Annotated in this window: 14 protein-coding genes; 8 read left to right on the forward strand and 6 right to left on the reverse strand. The window is 67.8% G+C overall.

Annotation, left to right across the window (positions count from 1 at the left end; translation table 11 throughout):
- Positions 1–6 precede the first annotated feature (6 nt).
- Genes ACIA12_RS23585 through ACIA12_RS23595 form a run of 3 tightly spaced genes read left to right on the forward strand, consistent with a single transcriptional unit; the run spans position 7 to position 4,812 of the window.
- Positions 7–2,331, forward strand: coding sequence for a glycosyltransferase (locus tag ACIA12_RS23585; protein WP_396369185.1), 2,325 nt, complete (start codon positions 7–9; stop codon positions 2,329–2,331).
- Positions 2,331–3,161 carry a hypothetical protein gene (locus ACIA12_RS23590; RefSeq protein WP_396369186.1) on the forward strand — a complete coding sequence of 277 codons (831 nt, stop codon included), beginning with the start codon at positions 2,331–2,333 and terminating at the stop codon, positions 3,159–3,161. The genes ACIA12_RS23585 and ACIA12_RS23590 overlap by 1 nt, the downstream gene beginning before the upstream one ends.
- A complete protein-coding gene (locus ACIA12_RS23595) occupies positions 3,154–4,812 on the forward strand; it encodes a hypothetical protein (protein WP_396369187.1) in 1,659 nt (552 codons plus the stop codon). The genes ACIA12_RS23590 and ACIA12_RS23595 overlap by 8 nt, the downstream gene beginning before the upstream one ends.
- Here the strand turns inward: ACIA12_RS23595 and ACIA12_RS23600 are convergent.
- From ACIA12_RS23600 to ACIA12_RS23615, 4 genes are read right to left on the reverse strand one after another with little or no spacing between them, the layout of a single operon-like run.
- Positions 4,809–6,293, reverse strand: a complete 1,485-nt coding sequence (locus ACIA12_RS23600; RefSeq protein ID WP_396369188.1) for a class I SAM-dependent methyltransferase — start codon at positions 6,291–6,293, stop codon at positions 4,809–4,811. The two genes, ACIA12_RS23595 and ACIA12_RS23600, sit on opposite strands and share 4 nt — an antisense overlap.
- A gap of 2 nt (positions 6,294–6,295) precedes the next feature.
- Positions 6,296–7,249: a glycosyltransferase family 2 protein gene (locus ACIA12_RS23605; protein ID WP_396369189.1), complete on the reverse strand. Its 954-nt coding sequence runs from the start codon at positions 7,247–7,249 to the stop codon at positions 6,296–6,298.
- 20 nt (positions 7,250–7,269) lie between these two features.
- The gene (pseI, locus tag ACIA12_RS23610) at positions 7,270–8,328 is read right to left on the reverse strand and encodes a pseudaminic acid synthase (protein WP_396369190.1); all 1,059 of its coding nucleotides are present in this window, start codon (positions 8,326–8,328) and stop codon (positions 7,270–7,272) included.
- Positions 8,325–8,837 (reverse strand): GNAT family N-acetyltransferase, encoded by a 513-nt coding sequence (locus ACIA12_RS23615; protein WP_396369191.1) that lies wholly within the window; start codon positions 8,835–8,837, stop codon positions 8,325–8,327. Before ACIA12_RS23615 ends, pseI begins: the two co-directional genes overlap by 4 nt.
- An 86-nt stretch (positions 8,838–8,923) precedes the next feature.
- Here ACIA12_RS23615 and ACIA12_RS23620 point away from each other — a divergent pair, with 86 nt between their 5' ends.
- Positions 8,924–10,480, forward strand: a complete 1,557-nt coding sequence (locus ACIA12_RS23620) for a glycoside hydrolase family 10 protein (RefSeq protein WP_396369192.1) — start codon at positions 8,924–8,926, stop codon at positions 10,478–10,480.
- On the opposite strand, the gene ACIA12_RS23625 is transcribed toward ACIA12_RS23620, so the two are convergent.
- Positions 10,477–13,158: a hypothetical protein gene (locus tag ACIA12_RS23625; protein WP_396369193.1), complete on the reverse strand. Its 2,682-nt coding sequence runs from the start codon at positions 13,156–13,158 to the stop codon at positions 10,477–10,479. The two genes, ACIA12_RS23620 and ACIA12_RS23625, sit on opposite strands and share 4 nt — an antisense overlap.
- Positions 13,159–13,359: 201 nt before the next feature.
- Here ACIA12_RS23625 and ACIA12_RS23630 point away from each other — a divergent pair, with 201 nt between their 5' ends.
- Genes ACIA12_RS23630 through ACIA12_RS23645 form a run of 4 tightly spaced genes read left to right on the forward strand, consistent with a single transcriptional unit; the run spans position 13,360 to position 15,858 of the window.
- Positions 13,360–13,578, forward strand: coding sequence for a hypothetical protein (locus ACIA12_RS23630; RefSeq protein ID WP_396369194.1), 219 nt, complete (start codon positions 13,360–13,362; stop codon positions 13,576–13,578).
- 42 nt (positions 13,579–13,620) lie between these two features.
- Positions 13,621–13,872 (forward strand): acyl carrier protein, encoded by a 252-nt coding sequence (locus ACIA12_RS23635; RefSeq protein WP_343967549.1) that lies wholly within the window; start codon positions 13,621–13,623, stop codon positions 13,870–13,872.
- Positions 13,869–15,119, forward strand: a complete 1,251-nt coding sequence (locus tag ACIA12_RS23640; RefSeq protein ID WP_396369195.1) for an AMP-binding protein — start codon at positions 13,869–13,871, stop codon at positions 15,117–15,119. The genes ACIA12_RS23635 and ACIA12_RS23640 overlap by 4 nt, the downstream gene beginning before the upstream one ends.
- Positions 15,112–15,858 carry an SDR family NAD(P)-dependent oxidoreductase gene (locus ACIA12_RS23645; protein ID WP_396369196.1) on the forward strand — a complete coding sequence of 249 codons (747 nt, stop codon included), beginning with the start codon at positions 15,112–15,114 and terminating at the stop codon, positions 15,856–15,858. The genes ACIA12_RS23640 and ACIA12_RS23645 overlap by 8 nt, the downstream gene beginning before the upstream one ends.
- Here the strand turns inward: ACIA12_RS23645 and ACIA12_RS23650 are convergent.
- Positions 15,855–16,136 (reverse strand): hypothetical protein, encoded by a 282-nt coding sequence (locus ACIA12_RS23650; protein ID WP_396369197.1) that lies wholly within the window; start codon positions 16,134–16,136, stop codon positions 15,855–15,857. The two genes, ACIA12_RS23645 and ACIA12_RS23650, sit on opposite strands and share 4 nt — an antisense overlap.
- Between the last annotated feature and the right edge of the window lie 43 nt (positions 16,137–16,179).

Consider the following 16,179-nt stretch of genomic DNA (forward strand, 5'->3'; position numbering starts at 1 on the left):
GCAGTTGTGACGCCGCGGCTGAGCGTGGTTGTGCCGTTCTACGACGTCGGGGAGTACATCGGGGACTGCCTCGAGTCGATCGCCCGGCAGACGTTCGCCGACTTCGAGGCGATCCTGGTCGACGACGGGTCGCCGGACGACAGCGCGGCGATCGCGAAGGACTTCTGCGGCCGTGACCCCCGGTTCCGGATCGTCGAGCAGCACAACCAGGGGCTCGGACCGGCCCGCAACACCGGCGTACGGGAGGCTCAGGGCGAGTACCTGACCTTCGTCGACAGCGATGACCTGGTCAGCCGGCACGGGTTCGAGTGGCTGATCCGGACGCTAGACGAGACCGGCTCCTGCCTGGCCGGCGGCAACGCGCGACGATTCAACAACAGCGCCGGCGTCCGGCCGTCGTGGATCCACAGGCTGCCGTTCGCCAAGGACCGGATCGCGACCCATGTGATCGAGACGCCCGACCTGATCCTCGACCGGATGATCTGGAACAAGGTGTACCGGCGGTCCTTCTGGGACGAGCACGGGTACGAGTTCCCCGCGATCCGGTACGAGGACTACCCGGTCACTCTGCAGGCCCACCTGGACGCGGTCACCGTCGACACCATCTCCGCTCCCGTCTATTACTGGCGCGAGCGGGAGTCCGGGGAATCGATCACGCAACAGAAGTTCCAGTTCGGCAACCTGGCCGACCGGGTGACGTCTGCCGAGCTCGTCCTGGACCTGATCGACTCCGGTGGCCCCGGTCTGGGCGAGATCCGGCGGCGGGTGCACTCGCACTTCACCCAGATCGACATGCTGACGCTGATGATGGCCTTCGGCGCGGTGCCGGAGTCGGAGGAGCAGGAGTTGGTCCTGCTCGCGTCCAGGTTCTTGGAGCGGCTCGATCGTTCCGTGCTCGCGCGTGCCCACGGGTACGACCGGCTGCAGCATGCTGCGCTGCGGGCCGGGGACGTCGAGCTGCTCCGGCGGTTGGCGCACTTCCGCAATGAAGGCGGTCTGCGGGGCGGCGCCCGGGCGCTGCCCAAGCCGGGTCGGCGGCGGCAGTTCGAGCACAACTATCCGGGTGTCCACGAGGCGAACACGGCGATCCCTCGGTCGCTCTACCAGCTGCCGGCGCGGGAGCTGACGCTCGCGACCACGGTCCAGGAGGTCGCCTGGCGAGATGGCGGGCTGGCGATCAAGGGCACGGCCGAGATCCGGCACCTGGCGACGGATGCCGCGTCGTCGGCGTTGCGGATCGCACTCGTGGTCGATGGGGCCGAGACGCCGCTGGCGGTACGGCGGTACGAGGCGACCGACTCGCATGGGGACACCGCTCTCGTTGGGTTTGAGGTTCACCTCGACAAGCCGTTGCTGGCCAAGCTGTCCGCGACCGGGGCGCCGGGGCATTTCGCAGTACGGATGCGGGCGGGGAAGGCGCGGCGGGAAGGCAAGCTGCGTGGGCAGAAGGCGGGCAGCCCGGGGTGGCCGCCCGGCAACTGGATCTGCGCGAACAGCTGGGTCCAGCCCGGTCCTGGGGCGGATGGAGCCTTCGTACTGCGCCGGATGGTCGACCCTTGCCGGTTGACGTCCGTCGAGCAGTTCGAAGACGCCCTGGTACTACGGGGTCGCGTGCCCGCCGCTCTCGACAACCCGCAACTGCAGCTGACCCGGCCGCTGTCGGGGCAGGACCAGGTGATGTCGGTCGAACTGTCCAGCGACCGGCGGTTCAGCGTCCGGATCCCTTATGCGCCGATCATCGCGGAGACGAACCCGGACGACCCGTTCACGCAGCGGACCACCTGGGCGTTCCGGATGGTCGGCAGCGACGGTACCGAGAAGCTGCTGCTGTGGACGGCGGAGGACCAAGCCGTCAACCACCTCGAGCAAGGCCGGCTGGTCTCGCTGACCCGGTCGACCGGCGGCTACGTCAACCTGCATGAAGGCCCGGCCCGGCTGGTCGCCGAGCGGGCGCTGGTCGTTGCTGAGAGCAATGAACTGCGGATCAGCGGGCCATGGACGGATGTCTCCCACAGCTTCAGCTGGCGGCGGTACATCGATGACTCCGATGACCACCTGGACGTGGCCTGCCGGAGCGCATTGTCGGACGGGCAGTGGACGGCTTCGGTGAAACTGCCCGCGCTGGTCCCGGAGAATCCGGTCGCGCATGCCGTCGATCCGTTGGCCAGCTTGGCGGACTGGGTGCTCTTCGCGGTCGCCGCCGACGGTTCGGCGCAGGCTGTGCAGTGTGAGCCGTTCCTGGCCAGCCGATTGCCGTTGGTGATCGAGCAGAATGATCACTTGCTGGGTGTGCGGCCGCACGCAGGCACTCTTCACGTCGAGGTTCGCTGATGCATCACCACAATCACTACTACGGGCAAGCGCACATCCTGGCGCGGTACGCCGGGCTGGACGACGCGTACCCACCTCGCCTGCGCGGCTACCTGCAGCACGGCTGGAACATCGGCGACGGCTGGAACCCGGTGCACGAGTTCTTCGACGGCGCCTGGCGTTTCACCTGGAGTGACGCTGTCCGGCGCCGTGGGCATGCGCTGGGGCGGCGGAACTACCACAGCATCGGCGCGCCTTTCCTTTACCTGCTGGATCTCGAGCCGTCGCTGGGGGTCGTACCGGAGGAGGAACGGGAGGGGACCTTGTGGTTCCTCTTCCACGGCTGGGAGGGCGGCAAGATCGAGGGCGATCACAAGCGGCTGATCGACGAGATCCGGGAGACCGAGCCGGGGCCGGTCACCTTCAGCCTGTACTACACGGAGTACGACCGGCCGGAGATCCGTCGGTCGTACGAGGATGCCGGCTTCCGGGTGGTGTCCTTCGGGCGGCGGGGGTTCTCCTACGAGGGTACGGATCCGCGGTTCCTCTACAAGCAGCTCGCGGAGTTGCGCAAGCACAAGCGGGTGGCGGCGAACCGGTTGTCGACCGCGGTGTTCTACGGGATCGCGGCGGGCTGCGAGCCGGCCGTCTACGGCGACCCGATGCAGATGGCGGGCGAGAACCCGCTGTTCGGCGGCGAGGCGCGGATCGCGCGGCTCTGGCCGGAGATGCTGGGCAAGGAGATCGACCTGGCGGCCGCGCGGGCGACCACCGAGCTGGAACTGGGCGTGCCGTGGATGATGCCGCCCGCCGAACTGCGGATGTTGTTCGATTGGAGAGAGCGTGTCTGACAACCAGCTGGCCGTCGAGGTGGTTCGCGGTGAGATGCAGCCGTGGAGCGACTACAACGGCAAGCGTGAGGCTGTCGGGGGCCCGGTACTCCGGACCCTGCTCAACGACGTACTGCCTGCTGGGGCACGCACCCTGATCCTCGGCCCCCACACGGCCGACCTCGTCTCCGTCGTCCTGTCCCGGGCCTCGTCGACCACCATGCTCGTCCGCTCCGTCTCGGACGCTTCCTCCCTGTCCGAACAGTTCCCAGACCTACAGGTCATCGCAGGCGCCCTTGACGGCCTCACCGGTACTACGTACGAAGCGGTAGTCGCCGTAGACGGCCTGGACCGAGTCCTCGGCTACGACAGCCCGGACCTCAGCTGGTCCGAACGCCTGGACGCCTTGGCCGCCCACTGCACCTCGTCCACTGTCTTGGTCCTGGGCTTGGAGAACGAGTTCTCCCTCACCAACCTCCTCGACAGCCGCCTCCCCGCCAACCGCCACGGCGACGACGACTGGCGGCCCCTCCACGACGACCCGGCCCGCCCGGTCTCCGCAGTCCAACTAGCCTCCGAACTAGCCCGAGCCGGCCTGCCGGTGCAGTCCGTCTACGCGTCCTTCAACGGCACCCTGGTGGCAGTAGACGTCGCCGCAGCCGCCCGCCCAGGCACCCTCCCGACCCGCCTGGCCATCGAGTCCCTGGAGTCCACCGAAGTACCGCTCCTTGCTCCGATCGCCGAGGGTGCCGAAACAGCAGCTCGAGCGGGTCTGCTCGCGTCGACTTCGGCGGGCTGGTTGGCGGTCACCGCTGCTGTGAAGCACGCCATCTACACCGACAGGCTGACGGCCGATCGAGCTGAGAACGGCTGGTCGATCACCGCCATCGCCGAAGCAGGCGACGAGACCGCGTCGGAGGTGCGGTACGAATCATCCGCCGTTCCGCCCACCGTGTCGGCGGGGAGCAGCGTTGAGACCGTGCTGTTCCGGCTGGCGGCGGCTGAGGATGTGCCGGCCTTCCGGGAGCTGGCCGGGCGGCTTGGGGAGTGGGCGCTGGCTCAGTCCGGCCGGGTGATTCTGCGATGGGATGACGTTGTCGTCGATGGAGACTCCTTTGGTTTCGGGGTGTCCGGATGGGTTGCCGAGGCAGGCCGGGCTGAGTTGCTTGCGGCTGCTTGGGCGCGCTTCCACGAGCGGTTGATCGGGGGGCACAGACGCCACCCGTGGCCGCCGTGGATGGTCGGGGACGATCTGATCTCCACCTGGCTGGCGATGTCCGGCGGCTCGGCGGATGACGTTGCTCGGGGCAAGGAGTTGGCCGCGGCGTTGTCGGCTGCGCTCGGCAGGGTGGAGACGGCGGCTCCCGACGTACGGACCGCGCTGGCCGATGCTGAGCGGGCCAAGCATGAGCTGTTCGAGCTGCAAGGGCACGTCTTCGGACTGGAGCGGACCCTCGGCTTCCGCGACAAGGCGCTCAAGACCCGTGAGACCCGGCTCCGCGAGCTGCGGCTTCAGGTACAGAAAGCGAACGCCGAGCGCACCCGCTTCCGCAACTCGCGTGCCTTCGCCGCCGCCACCCTGATCCGCAAGATCGCGCTCATCCGCAACCCCCGCAAGTTCGCCTACAAGGTCAAGCGTCGCCTCAAGAAGAAGTTGGGGAACCGCTTCTAACGCCGGGCGATCAGTAGTTGGTGGGTGTCCGGCCAGTCGACGGCCTCGCCGGTGACCGTGCTGAGTGAGGCGACCGGCGCGATCCGGTTGTCGATCACCCAGTCGTTGCGCCAGGCCTTCGACGCCGGGTCGACGGTGAACCCCGCCTGCTCGGCGACCGCGGACCAGCCGGCGAAGTTCAGCCCGCAGAACTGCTCATGCGTCTCGCTCAACCAGTTGTCCACATAGTCCTTGCGGGTCAGGAAGTCCATCGCGTCCGCCAGCCGCAGTACCAGCTTCCCGTCGCGCTCGACGTACTCGAACGGCACCGAAGCATTCCGCCGGAAGTCCCGTGCGAACTGGAAGAACCGCGCCCGCGTCGACAATCCGGAGACATACGCCGCCGGATCCTGCAGCGCCTCCAGCTCAGCAGGCTCAGCTGGGTTCGACCCATCGCTGTCGTCCAGAGCCAGTACTACGCTCCGCTCCGGCTCACCAGGTCCGCACACATCGGAGTTGACCCACACCCCACCCGGCGCGGTGTGCGCGTAGAGCGCATCGGCGAAGCGCTGGACGGTCGCCGGCCGCGACCCATCGGCGTACGACCAGATCTCGTGCGTCAGCGCCAAGGTCAGCGTGGTGTCGATCGAGCGCGCCGGGAACACCGCCGAGCCGAGCATGTTGCGCTGGTAGAAGTAGACGTTCGGGTTGTGGAACAACCCTTGCTCCTTCTTGTGCACGCACTCGGCGTACAGATGCCGCGCGACCTCGACCCCGATCAGATCCGACTCGTGGAACCGTGGATCCGCATCGATGAGCTGCAGCGTCGCGCCGGTCGCACAGCCGATGTCGAGGATGCGCCCAGGCCGGACGAAGTCCTTGATCTGCTGCCATTTCCGGTCGGCCGCCGTCTCGAAGGCGTCCGCGTAGGTCTTGTAGTCGCGCGTAGTGGTCAGCCCGCCGTCATCCCCGATGACAGGGTCGTTGACGCAGCGCTGGATCTGCGCATCGAGGCGGTAGCGATCGAAGACATCGACAGTCGCCGGATGCGCCAGCTTCCGCCACTCATCATTGCCGGCAGCAACCATCAGCAGGACGTCCCAGGGCCGCGGCTCGTCCTCCGGCTCCACCCCGATCACCTGGTACCCGAGCTGCTCGTACAGTTTCGCGACCTCCACCGTCGAGCACGCGACCACCGTGTTCGACGGATCCAGCTGGACCTCGTCGTCGGTACCGGCTTCGACTGCCTTGATCGTCACGTCGGCGAAGTCGTCCGTCGGTGGGGTGTCGACTACGCCGATCACCAGCGACCGGATCCCGACGGCCACGCTGAGCCGCTCGATCGCGGCCTCGCGCCGGTCGAACGGGACCGGGTTGCGCTTGGTGGTGTGGTGGTTGGCCGAGGTCACCGCCCAGACGATCGTCGCGTCGTACCGGCGCAGGAACTCCGCCTGGTAGCGCGTCAGGACGTGATGGCGGCCGGGGAACAGCAGGTACTCCATGGTCAGTCAGCCTCACGCTTGATGTCCGGATGGGCGTCCACGTCGGTGCGCTCGCGGATCACGTACGTCGGCCGGCCCATCGACCCCGAGTGCAGGCGGCCGACGTACTCACCCAGTACGCCGAGCGCGAGCATCTGCGCGCCGGAGAACAGCGCGACCATCGACGCGATCGTGGTGAACCCGGCGACCGTCGTCGCGCCGGTCACGTACTTGACGATGATCACGCCGAACAGCCCGACGCCGAACACCGCGCAGATGAACCCGAGGTACCCGACCAGCCGCAGCGGCTCCACGGAGTACCCGGTGATCAGCGTCAGCGCATGCTTCATCAGCATCCAGGTCGTGTAGTTGGACTGCCCGTCCGCGCGAGCCTCCATCCGTACCGTCGTCTGCGCGATCCGCGTCGTCGACCACGACAAGGCGACATCCACCGACGCGTGCGGCCCGTCCAGCCCGTCGAACCCATCCCTCAGAAAAGTCCGGAACGCCCGGAACGCACTGATCGACCGCGCGTCCCGCACCGCCATCGCGGACGCCAGCGCCCCTTTCACCAGCCGCGACGAGAAGCTCCGCGCAAACCCGTGCTCTTCCTCGGCCGGTACGCCGTACACCAGGTCGACGTCATCCGTCAGCGCCCGCAACAACACCGGCACCTGATCAGCAGGATGCTGCAGATCATCGTCCATCGTCACGACGACTTCGTACCGGGCGTTCCGAACTCCCGCGATCAACGCATTGTGCTGCCCATAATTCCGAGCCAGCCGCATAGCCCGCACTTCGCCGTACTTGTTGGCCAACTCACTGGCCACCTGCCAGGTGTCATCCGGACTCCCGTCCACCACCAGCACGATCTCGAACCCGGTGGTCGCCCCCGGCAACACCTGCGTCAGATCCTCGACCAGCCGCGGCAAAGTCGCCCCCGACCGATAACACGGCACCACAACAGAGACGAGCACAACCAAGCCCTTCTAGGCAGTTACAGGAGATCCCAGGTCAGCGGGGTGCCTGCGACGGCGTCGATCCGGAACGGGCGGCCCTCGACGGTGGCGAAGGCGTCGGGTTGGAGGCCGCCGGCGGGGCGGACTGAGCGGACGTTGTCGGGGGAGACGCGCTCGCCGGCCTTGACGTCGCGGGTGACGTAGAGGGAGCGACGGAAGCGGAGTACGTTCTGCTCGGCCTGCTTCGGTCCGATGATCGGTTCGCCGAGTGCCTCGTGGGCGATGGTGGTGCCTTCGACCAGGGCCCTGACCTCCTGCGGTTCCAGCGAGAACGCTGAGTCGACGCCGCCGTCGTCGCGGGACAGGGTGACGTGCTTCTCGATGACGGTGGCGCCGAGGGCGACCGCGGCGATCGAGGCGCCGATGCCCATCGTGTGGTCCGACAGGCCGACCTGGACGCCGAGCGCGTCGCGGAGTACCGGAATCCCGCGCAGGTTCGACTGGTCGGCGGGGGCCGGGTAGCTCGCGGTACAGGACAGTACGACGATCTGCTCGTTGCCGGTCGAGCGGGCGGCGCGGACGGCCGCGTCGATGTCGGTCAGCGTCGCCGAGCCGGTGGAGATGATGATCGGCTTCCCGGTCGCCGCCATCGCCCGGACCAGCGGCAGGTCGCCGATCTCGTTCGACGCGACCTTGTAGCCGGGGACGTCCAGCTTCTCCAGCAGGTCGATCGCGGTCTGGTCGAACGGCGAGGCGAACGCGACCATGCCGAGCGAGTTCGCCAGCTCGAACAGCGGCTCGAACCAGGACCAGGGCGTGTGTGCCTCTTCGTACAGTTCGTGCAGGTGCCGGTCGGCCCACAGCTTGTGGTCGCCTGGCAGCCGGAACGCGGGCAGGTCGACGTCGAGCGTCATCGTGTCCGCCGTGTACGCCTGCAGCTTCAGCGCCTGGACGCCGGTGTCGCCCATCGCGCGGACGATCTCCTTGGCCCGCTCGAAGTCGCCGTTGTGGTTGCCGGACATCTCGGCGATCACGAACGGCCGGTGCTCCGGACCGATCGGGACGCCGCCGAAGTCGATCGTCCGGGTGGCGCTCATCTGGGCTCCTTCGGCTTGCGGCGGTCTTTTCCGGCCAGCTTGATCGGGATCACGGTGAGCTCGCGGCCGTCGGCGTACCGGAGCTCCGGCTCGCCTTCGGTGAAGCGGAACCGGCGGTTCATCTGCCGGACGACGGTGTTGTGCTCGAGTACCTCGCCGGTCAGCTCGTCGAGGCCGAGGGTGTCGAAGGCGTAGCCGGTGGCCTCCTTCATCACCTCGATCCAGGCGGGCAGCGTCTCGCCGGTCTCGGCCAGGCCGTCGGCGTCGAGGAAGAATCCCCAAGCACCGGTGCTCTGCTGAAGGTCGAAGAAGTTGACCACCCCGGCGGTCCGGCCGTCGCGCTCGTAGATCAGCACCCGGCGGCTGGGATCGACGCTCGCCTTGGCCCACCAGCCGGCGTGCTCCTCGGCGGAGATCTCGTGCGTGGTGATGCTGACGTCCCGGTTGGCCTGCTGGTTGCGCAGTGCCCGGATGGTGTCGACGTCATCGTCCGTGGCCTCGCGCAGCATGGCCCAACCGTACCGACCTCTTCTACGCCCGGCCCAACTGTGTAACTATTTTTCCACTTCTTTTGGGCAATCGGTCGGAGAGTGACATGAGAGTCTGGCGGATCATGAGTCTTCTCGGCGCGTCAGCCTGCTTGGTGGCCGGCGCCCTTACCGGTACTGCGACGGCCGCGGCCCCGGACGCCGCTGCAGCCTGTACTCCGAACCCGAGCACTCCGCTGCGCCAGTTCCGCGCGAGTTGGGTGGCGTCCGTGGTGAACATCGACTGGCCGTCGCGGACCGGGCTGACCCCTGAGCAGCAGAAGGCCGAACTGCTCGGCTGGTACGACGATGCGGTCCGGCAGCACCACAACGCGGTCATCCTGCAGATCCGCCCGACCGCTGACGCCTTCTGGCCGTCGAAGGTCGAGCCGTGGTCGCAGTACCTGACCGGTACGCAGGGTGGAGACCCCGGCTATGACCCGCTGGCGTTTGCTGTCGCTGAGGCGCACAAGCGGAACCTGGAGCTGCACGGGTGGTTCAACCCGTACCGGCTCTCGATGGGCACCAACCTCAACGCACTGGTCCCGACGCATCCCGCTCGGCTGCACCCGGACTGGGTGGTGACGTACGGCGGGAAGCTCTACTACAACCCGGGTATCCCGGCCGCGCGCAAGCTGGTCGAGGACGCGATCATGGACGCCGTCTCGAACTACGACCTCGATGGCGTGCACTTCGACGACTACTTCTACCCGTATCCGGTTGCTGGTCAGGTGTTCGACGATGCGGCGACCTATGCGCAGTACGGGGCAGGTTTCCCGACTGTGGCCGAGTGGCGGCGGAACAACATCAACCTGTTGATCCAGGAGCTCCAGCAGCGGATCAAAGCGGCTAAGCCGTGGGTGAAGTTCGGTGTCTCGCCGTTCGCGGTGTGGCGGAACAAGGGGACGGATCCGCTGGGATCGGACAGCACTGCCGGCGTACAGACCTATGACGACCTTGCTGCGGACACGCGGCGGTGGGTGCGGGAGGAGTGGATCGACTACATCGTGCCGCAGGTCTACTGGGCGGGTGGGTTCGCGCCGGCCGACTACAACAAGATCGTGCCGTGGTGGGCGGAGCAGGTACGCGGTACCGACGTGCATCTGTACATCGGGCAGGCGACGTACAAGGTCGGTACCTCGACGCAGTCGCCCGACTGGTCCGATCCGGCCGAGTTGAGCGATCACCTGGCGTTCAACAGCACGGTGCCGGAGGTGAAGGGCGACATCTACTTCTCTGCCAAGGACGTCCGGGCGGATCGACTCGGTGCGACGACGCTGCTCAACAACAACTGGTACTCGCGCCCGGCGCTCGTCCCCGCGATGCCCTCACTCGACTCGCGAGCCCCACTGCCGGTGCACGCACTGCGCTCGTCCCGTACTTCGGCCGGCGTACACCTCCAGTGGAAGCCAACCTCAGCTGACAGCACCTCCTACGCGATCTACCGCCGCGACCTGACAGCCGGCGACTGGTGCGCCGACACAGACGCCCGCAACCTGCTCACCACCCTGCGCGGCACCACCTACGTCGACGCCACCGCCCAGAAGGGCCACCACTACCTGTACTCCGTAACAGCCCTCGACCGAGCCGCAAACCAGAGCCTGCCGCTTCCAACCCTCGGCTAGCGACCGCTGGTTGGCGGAGTGGACGGCGTGAAGCTGGATGACGGTACCCCGCTGGGTTGCGGGGACGACGGGAACCCACCGGGCGTCTGACTTCCGGTGGGTAGCCCGGTCGGCTGCGAGGTGGGGAAGCTGCCGGTCGGCTGCGAGGACGGGAAACCGCCCGGTGTCTGCGAGGACGGGAAGCCGCCGGGAGTCTGGCTCGTAGAGCCCCGGGTCGGCTGAGACACACACGGGTTCGGCGACGGCGTTCCACCCGGCGTCGGCGTCCCGGTCGGAAAGCCGGGCGTCTGAGACGAAGGGAACCCGCCAGGAGTTGGGGAGGTGGGGAAGCTGCCGGTCGGCTGTGATGTCGGGAAGCTGCCTGGGGGCTGCGATGAGGGCGGGCCGCTCGGGGGCTGGGATGTCGGGAAGCCGCCGGGCGTGGATGGCTGGCTGCCGGGGGTTTGGGTGCCGGTGGGGAAGGTGGAGGGGGTTTGGGTGGGGCAGGGGAGGGTGTTGGTGGGGCTGGGGTAGAGCTGGTAGACGCGGACTGAGCCGTAGTGGAAGCGGAGTTCTGCGAGGCGTTCGAGGGCTACGGGGGGTATTGCGAGGCGCTCGTCCAGCAGCAACCACTGGACGTTGTACTGCGTGCGCAGCGTCTCCAGGACCTCGCGGGTCGGCGCGGTGAACGCCTCGTCGTTGAGTCGTAGGCGCTCCGGATTCCAGAACCCACCCTGCACCTTGGAGTCCGCCACATAGCTGTCGTCGACCCGCTGGGTGTACGCCCAGCCCTCGACCAGCACCCGCCTCTCGGCGTACCCGGCGATCCAGTACGACCCGGTCAGGCAGCGATCGACCCCCGCCTCGCGACAGTGCACGTTGGTAGCGATCAGATCGCCCGGTCCGGAGTTGCGCCGGATGAAGCGAGCCGCCTCGATCCCACCCGGCGCGATCGACTCGTACGCCGTCAGCGCGGGCGACGCGAACTCCTTCAGCGACCCCAGCGTCGGCGACACCGTCAACCCCAGCACGACCGACACCGCGACCACTGCCCAGAGTTGCCGCTTCAACCGGAACAGCAAGCAAAGAACGCCGACCCCGATGACAGCGATGACCAGAGCGACCACGATCGGCTGCCCGAAGCAGTTCGCGCTACTGCACGAGTCCTCCGACCGGTAGCGACCCCAGTAGATCGCCGCTGCTCCGATCAGCAACGCCGGCGCGGCAACGTAGTACTGCTTCCGCTCGAGCGACCCCAGCCCCCACGTCGCGAGCAGGACACCGTAGATGACGCCGGTACGCACGAAGAACACCTGCGTCTGCCCACTGTCGTACAGCAGCCCCACCGCGACGACCGAGCTGACCAGACTGACCAGCAGCAACAGCACCATCGGATCGCGAGGCACCCGCCGCCGGATCAACACGGCACCCACAGCAGGCAACAGCCAGCCGAGCACCACAACCACTGCGATCACCACCAGCGCAGCAGTCGTGTGCCGCGCGGTCATCACATCCATCATGTGCCGGAAGGTCCGTGCCGGATGGAACTCGATACCGGACGGCTTCCCGCGCAGTACGACGAGGAAGGTGAAGCCGTAGCAAGCCGCGACCGCCACCCCGAGCCCCAGAGCGCGCAGGTTGAGGCGGCGGGCTCGCACGGTGAGGTAGATCCACGCAGCAGCCAGCCCAGCGGCGTACACGGGTAGTGCGGACGCCTTGGTCGCAGAGAGCGCCGCGATCAGTACTGCGGCCGCCACCAGCATCCCGATGACCTGTGCCCGCGTTTGCGTGGGCTTGCGCCGCAGCAGCAACGCAGTAACTGCTATCAGCGGCAGGAGAAGCACAGTGGAGAACGACTGCGAAGGGTTGGTCAGCCAGCCCATCGAGAACGGGCTGTCGTTGAACAGGCGCGCGTCGACCGCCCACGGCCAGGCAGCGAGATCCCCAGCGGCCACTGTCAGCCCAGCACCGATCGGAGCGGCCACCGAGCGGCCAGTCAGTACTACGCCGACCGCGGCCGCGCCGAGCACGGTCAAGAGGAGGAAGGCGAAGGGCGCCATCCGCTGCGTCAGCACGTCGAGCTCGATGCTGGTGATCCAGTGCGCCGACGCCAGGTGGTCGTAGACGCCGAAGTGGCTCGTCAGCGGCCGGCCGGACGCGTAGGGGATCTGCGGCGGGAAGTGATGGGCCAGCTCGCCGGCCAGCGACAGGTTGCGGGCTGCATCCGAGTCGGACCGCAGTGCCGCCGGTCCGTCCAGGGGGATCAGTTGCGAGCCGACCCGGACGAACCAGGCCGCGACCACGCCGACGGCGACCATCACACCGGCCATTGCCCACCAGGGCGTCGGCTTCACCGGCAGCTTGCTGCGCGGTACGCCGCGATAGACCCCGAACGCGAGGGCCGGCATCAGCAGGGCGGCCAGCGGGATGTCGAAGTACCGGCCGATCGGGTAGATCAGTGCCTCGACGGCCAGGCCGAACGAGGTGCCGAGCGCGGCGTCGACGGCGAACCAACCGGTACCACCGGTCAGCCGGCGCCAGAACAGCGTGCCGGGGACGGCGATCACCAGCAGCAGGTAGCCGAGATAGGCGATCGACATCCACGGCTTGTGGTCCTGCAGCGCGATGAACCAAGCGAGCGGCAGCACCGGCAGGCTCGCCAGCGAGGCAAGCCCCATCGCTCGTCCTGGTCTCGTCATCCCGGTCCTCTCAGTCGCGTCCACGCATACGGAAGAGAGCCCCGGACGACGAAAAGTTCCCTGCACTTCACAACTGCTGTCACAGCAAAGGCTGATAAGCGGTCAACAGTGTATGAGCCGTTTACCAGGCGACGGCGCACGCCTACACTGAGTAGGCGAACTCCCCCTGGTCCGTCACACAGCGCACGGGAGGTCACGTTCATGCCTGCCCAGCACATCGCGGGAATGCCGGTCGAGGAGATTCTGCTTGCCGCGCTCGCCGCCGCCACTCCGATGATCGCGCTGATCGGCTGGGAGATCCGGGACCGCCTCCGGCGGTTGCGCGGAAAACTCTCCCGCACCCCCGCCACCCGAGCAGACCGAACCCCAGCGAACGCCGCAGCCGACCCAACCGCAGATCCAGCCCCGGAGGTGCAGTAGACCGTGTCAGACCCCGGTCCACAGACGCTAGGCTCTGTGGTCATGGCTGAGCTGACGCGGGAGCAGATCCGGGACCTGATGGGAGCGGTGCTGACGGCGCAGGGCAAGACGTTGCCGGCTGATGACGGCGCCGACCTGCGGGAGATCGGCTTCCGCTCGCTGGACTTCTCCGAGCTGGCGCTGCGGGTCGAGGACGAGATCGGCGACGAGCTGAACTTCGACGCGCCGGGGCTGCGTCAGATCGCCAAGGTCGGCGACGTGCTGGACTTCATCGAGCAGCTCCAGTCGGCGTGACCACGCGGCGCCGGTCCACTGCCCTGATCGGGGACGACAACACCGTCGTCGCCGGTGGCAAGACGGTGACGTGGCGGACCCTGCACAAACTGCCGCAGTTGCCGTCGCCGGCCGCGGTCCTGGTCGACAACGGCGCCGACGCGCTGGCCGCGGTACGGCATCACGCCGTGCACGGCACCGAGCTGCTCGTCGCGACCACCTCGCGGGTCGACCTGAGCATGCGCGAGGAGCTCGCGGACTCCGGCTTCGCGATCGTGATCGCGAAGGGCGACGAGCACTCCGTCGAGCCCGCGAAACTCAAGCGGGTGGAGGAATCCGGCCGCGCCTGGCTGCTCACCTCCGGCTCGACCGGCCGCCCGACCCGGATCGGCCACACCCTCGAATCGCTCACCACGGTCACCAACCAGCAGCAACCCCGCACCTGGCTGCTTCCGTACTCGCCCGGCACCTACGCCTGGTGGCAGGTCGTGACGATCTCGCTGACCCAGGCCGACCAGGGCCTGGTCGTGATCGAGCCGTCCGAGCTCGAGATCTGGCCGTCCATCGCCGCCGAACACGGTGTCACCGCAGCCTCCGGTACGCCGACCTTCTGGCGGCAGACCATCTACCGCGACACCGACGCCCTCACCAAGGTGCCGCTCGAGCAGATCACCCTCGGCGGCGAGCCGGTCGACCAGACGATCCTCGACCGCCTGCACGAGCTCTTCCCGAAAGCCCGGATCTCCTGGATCTACGCCTCCTCCGAGGTCGGCGCCTCGATCGTCGTGCACGACGGCAAGGCCGGATTCCCCAAGGCCTGGCTGGATCGCGAGCCGAACGACGAACGTCCGACGCTGTCGGTCGTCGGCGACGAGCTCGTCATCGCCTCTCCGCACCACGGCGCGGGAATGGACGGCGCGGTCCATACCGGCGACCGGGTCGAGTTCGCCGGCGACCGGGTACTGATCACCGGCCGGCTCGACAGCGACGAGATCAACGTCGGCGGTTCGAAGGTTTCGGCCGGTGTGGTCCGCAGTGTGTTGCTGGCCCACCCCGGCGTCGCCTGGGCACGGGTCTTCGCGCGCAAGGCGCCGCTGGTCGGCCGGATGGTCGCCGCCGAGGTGGTGGCCAATCCCGCTCTCGGGCCGATCACCGCCGACGACCTGGTCCAGTGGTGCTCGCATCGGTTGCCGGACTACGGCGTACCGCGGCGGATCAAGCTCCTCGATGAGATCCCGCAGAAGGAGACGTTGAAAAGCGATGTCTGAGCCGACTGCAGTGCCGCCGTCCTCGGTGGTGCTGGTCTCCGGTGGTTCGCGCGGGCTGGGCCTGGCGATCGTCACCGACCTGCTGGCGTCCGGCGTGAAGGTCGCCGCGTTCGCCCGCACCGTGACCGCCGAGCTGACGGCGCTGGCGACGAAGTACCCGGATGAACTGCATGTCGGCTCGGTGGACGTGAACGATGCCAAGGCGACGCAGGCGTTCGTCAAGGAGGTCGAGGCGAAGCTCGGGCCGATCGACGGGCTGGTCAACAACGCTGCCGTCGGCCAGGACTCACTGCATGTGCACACCTCGGCCGAGCAGCTCGCGGGCATCATCCAGACGAACCTGACCTCGCCGCTCGTACTCACCCGGTTCGTCCTCCGTCGGCTCCTCGCCAAGGGCCTGAAGGGCCGGATCGTCAACGTGACCTCGATCTGCGCACAGCGCGGTTACCCGGGGCTGGTGGCGTACTCCGCGACGAAGGGCGGCATGGACGCGGCGACCCGGTCGATGGCTCGCGAGCTGGGCGGCCGGGTGCTGGTCAACTCCGTCGCGCCCGGCTTCTTCGCCTCGGAGATGTCCGCGGTGCTCGGCCAGACCCAGCTCGACCAGATCGTCCGGCGGACCCCCACCGGTCATCTGACCGAGCCGGAGGAGGTCGTACCGGTCGTCCGGATGCTCCTGCTCGACCAGACCAACATCAACGGCCAGGTCCTGGTCATCGACGGAGCAGCGTCCGTCTAGGCCGAATAGGCGCCGATGCAGGTGGCTTCCTCGCGGACCAGGTCGCCGTCGAAGCGGTCGCCGAGGTTGCGCTGGAACTCCTGGAAGGCGGCCAGGTCGAGCAGGCCTTCGCCGTTGACCACGTGGACGAAGGTGACGCCGTCGGCCAGCCGGAAGCTGGCGTAGGTCAGGTCGGGCGGGGCGGCGGCGGTCAGCTCGGCGAAGACCTTCTCGATCAGGATCAGGTTCTCGTCGGCTGCTTCCGGCTTCGTGCGGTAGCGGAACACTGCGGTAGCCATGGTTGCTCTCCTTCAGAGGTTGTCACTGGTTCAGACAGTTCAG

Origin of the sequence: Kribbella sp. NPDC051620 (assembly GCF_044453825.1) — a bacterium.
Taxonomy (GTDB): Bacteria; Actinomycetota; Actinomycetes; order Propionibacteriales; family Kribbellaceae; genus Kribbella.

Excerpts from the sequence above, each read along its gene's own strand:
- ACIA12_RS23590 (WP_396369186.1), top strand. The coding sequence starts at position 2,331 with ATGCATCACCACAATCACTACTACGGGCAAGCGCACATCCTGGCGCGG.
- ACIA12_RS23620 (WP_396369192.1), top strand. The coding sequence starts at position 8,924 with ATGAGAGTCTGGCGGATCATGAGTCTTCTCGGCGCGTCAGCCTGCTTG.
- ACIA12_RS23650 (WP_396369197.1), bottom strand. The coding sequence starts at position 16,136 with ATGGCTACCGCAGTGTTCCGCTACCGCACGAAGCCGGAAGCAGCCGAC.
- ACIA12_RS23630 (WP_396369194.1), top strand. The coding sequence starts at position 13,360 with ATGCCTGCCCAGCACATCGCGGGAATGCCGGTCGAGGAGATTCTGCTT.
- pseI (WP_396369190.1), bottom strand. The coding sequence starts at position 8,328 with ATGAGCGCCACCCGGACGATCGACTTCGGCGGCGTCCCGATCGGTCCG.
- ACIA12_RS23600 (WP_396369188.1), bottom strand. The coding sequence starts at position 6,293 with ATGGAGTACCTGCTGTTCCCCGGCCGCCATCACGTCCTGACGCGCTAC.
- ACIA12_RS23635 (WP_343967549.1), top strand. The coding sequence starts at position 13,621 with ATGGCTGAGCTGACGCGGGAGCAGATCCGGGACCTGATGGGAGCGGTG.
- ACIA12_RS23625 (WP_396369193.1), bottom strand. The coding sequence starts at position 13,158 with ATGACGAGACCAGGACGAGCGATGGGGCTTGCCTCGCTGGCGAGCCTG.
- ACIA12_RS23645 (WP_396369196.1), top strand. The coding sequence starts at position 15,112 with ATGTCTGAGCCGACTGCAGTGCCGCCGTCCTCGGTGGTGCTGGTCTCC.
- ACIA12_RS23615 (WP_396369191.1), bottom strand. The coding sequence starts at position 8,837 with ATGCTGCGCGAGGCCACGGACGATGACGTCGACACCATCCGGGCACTG.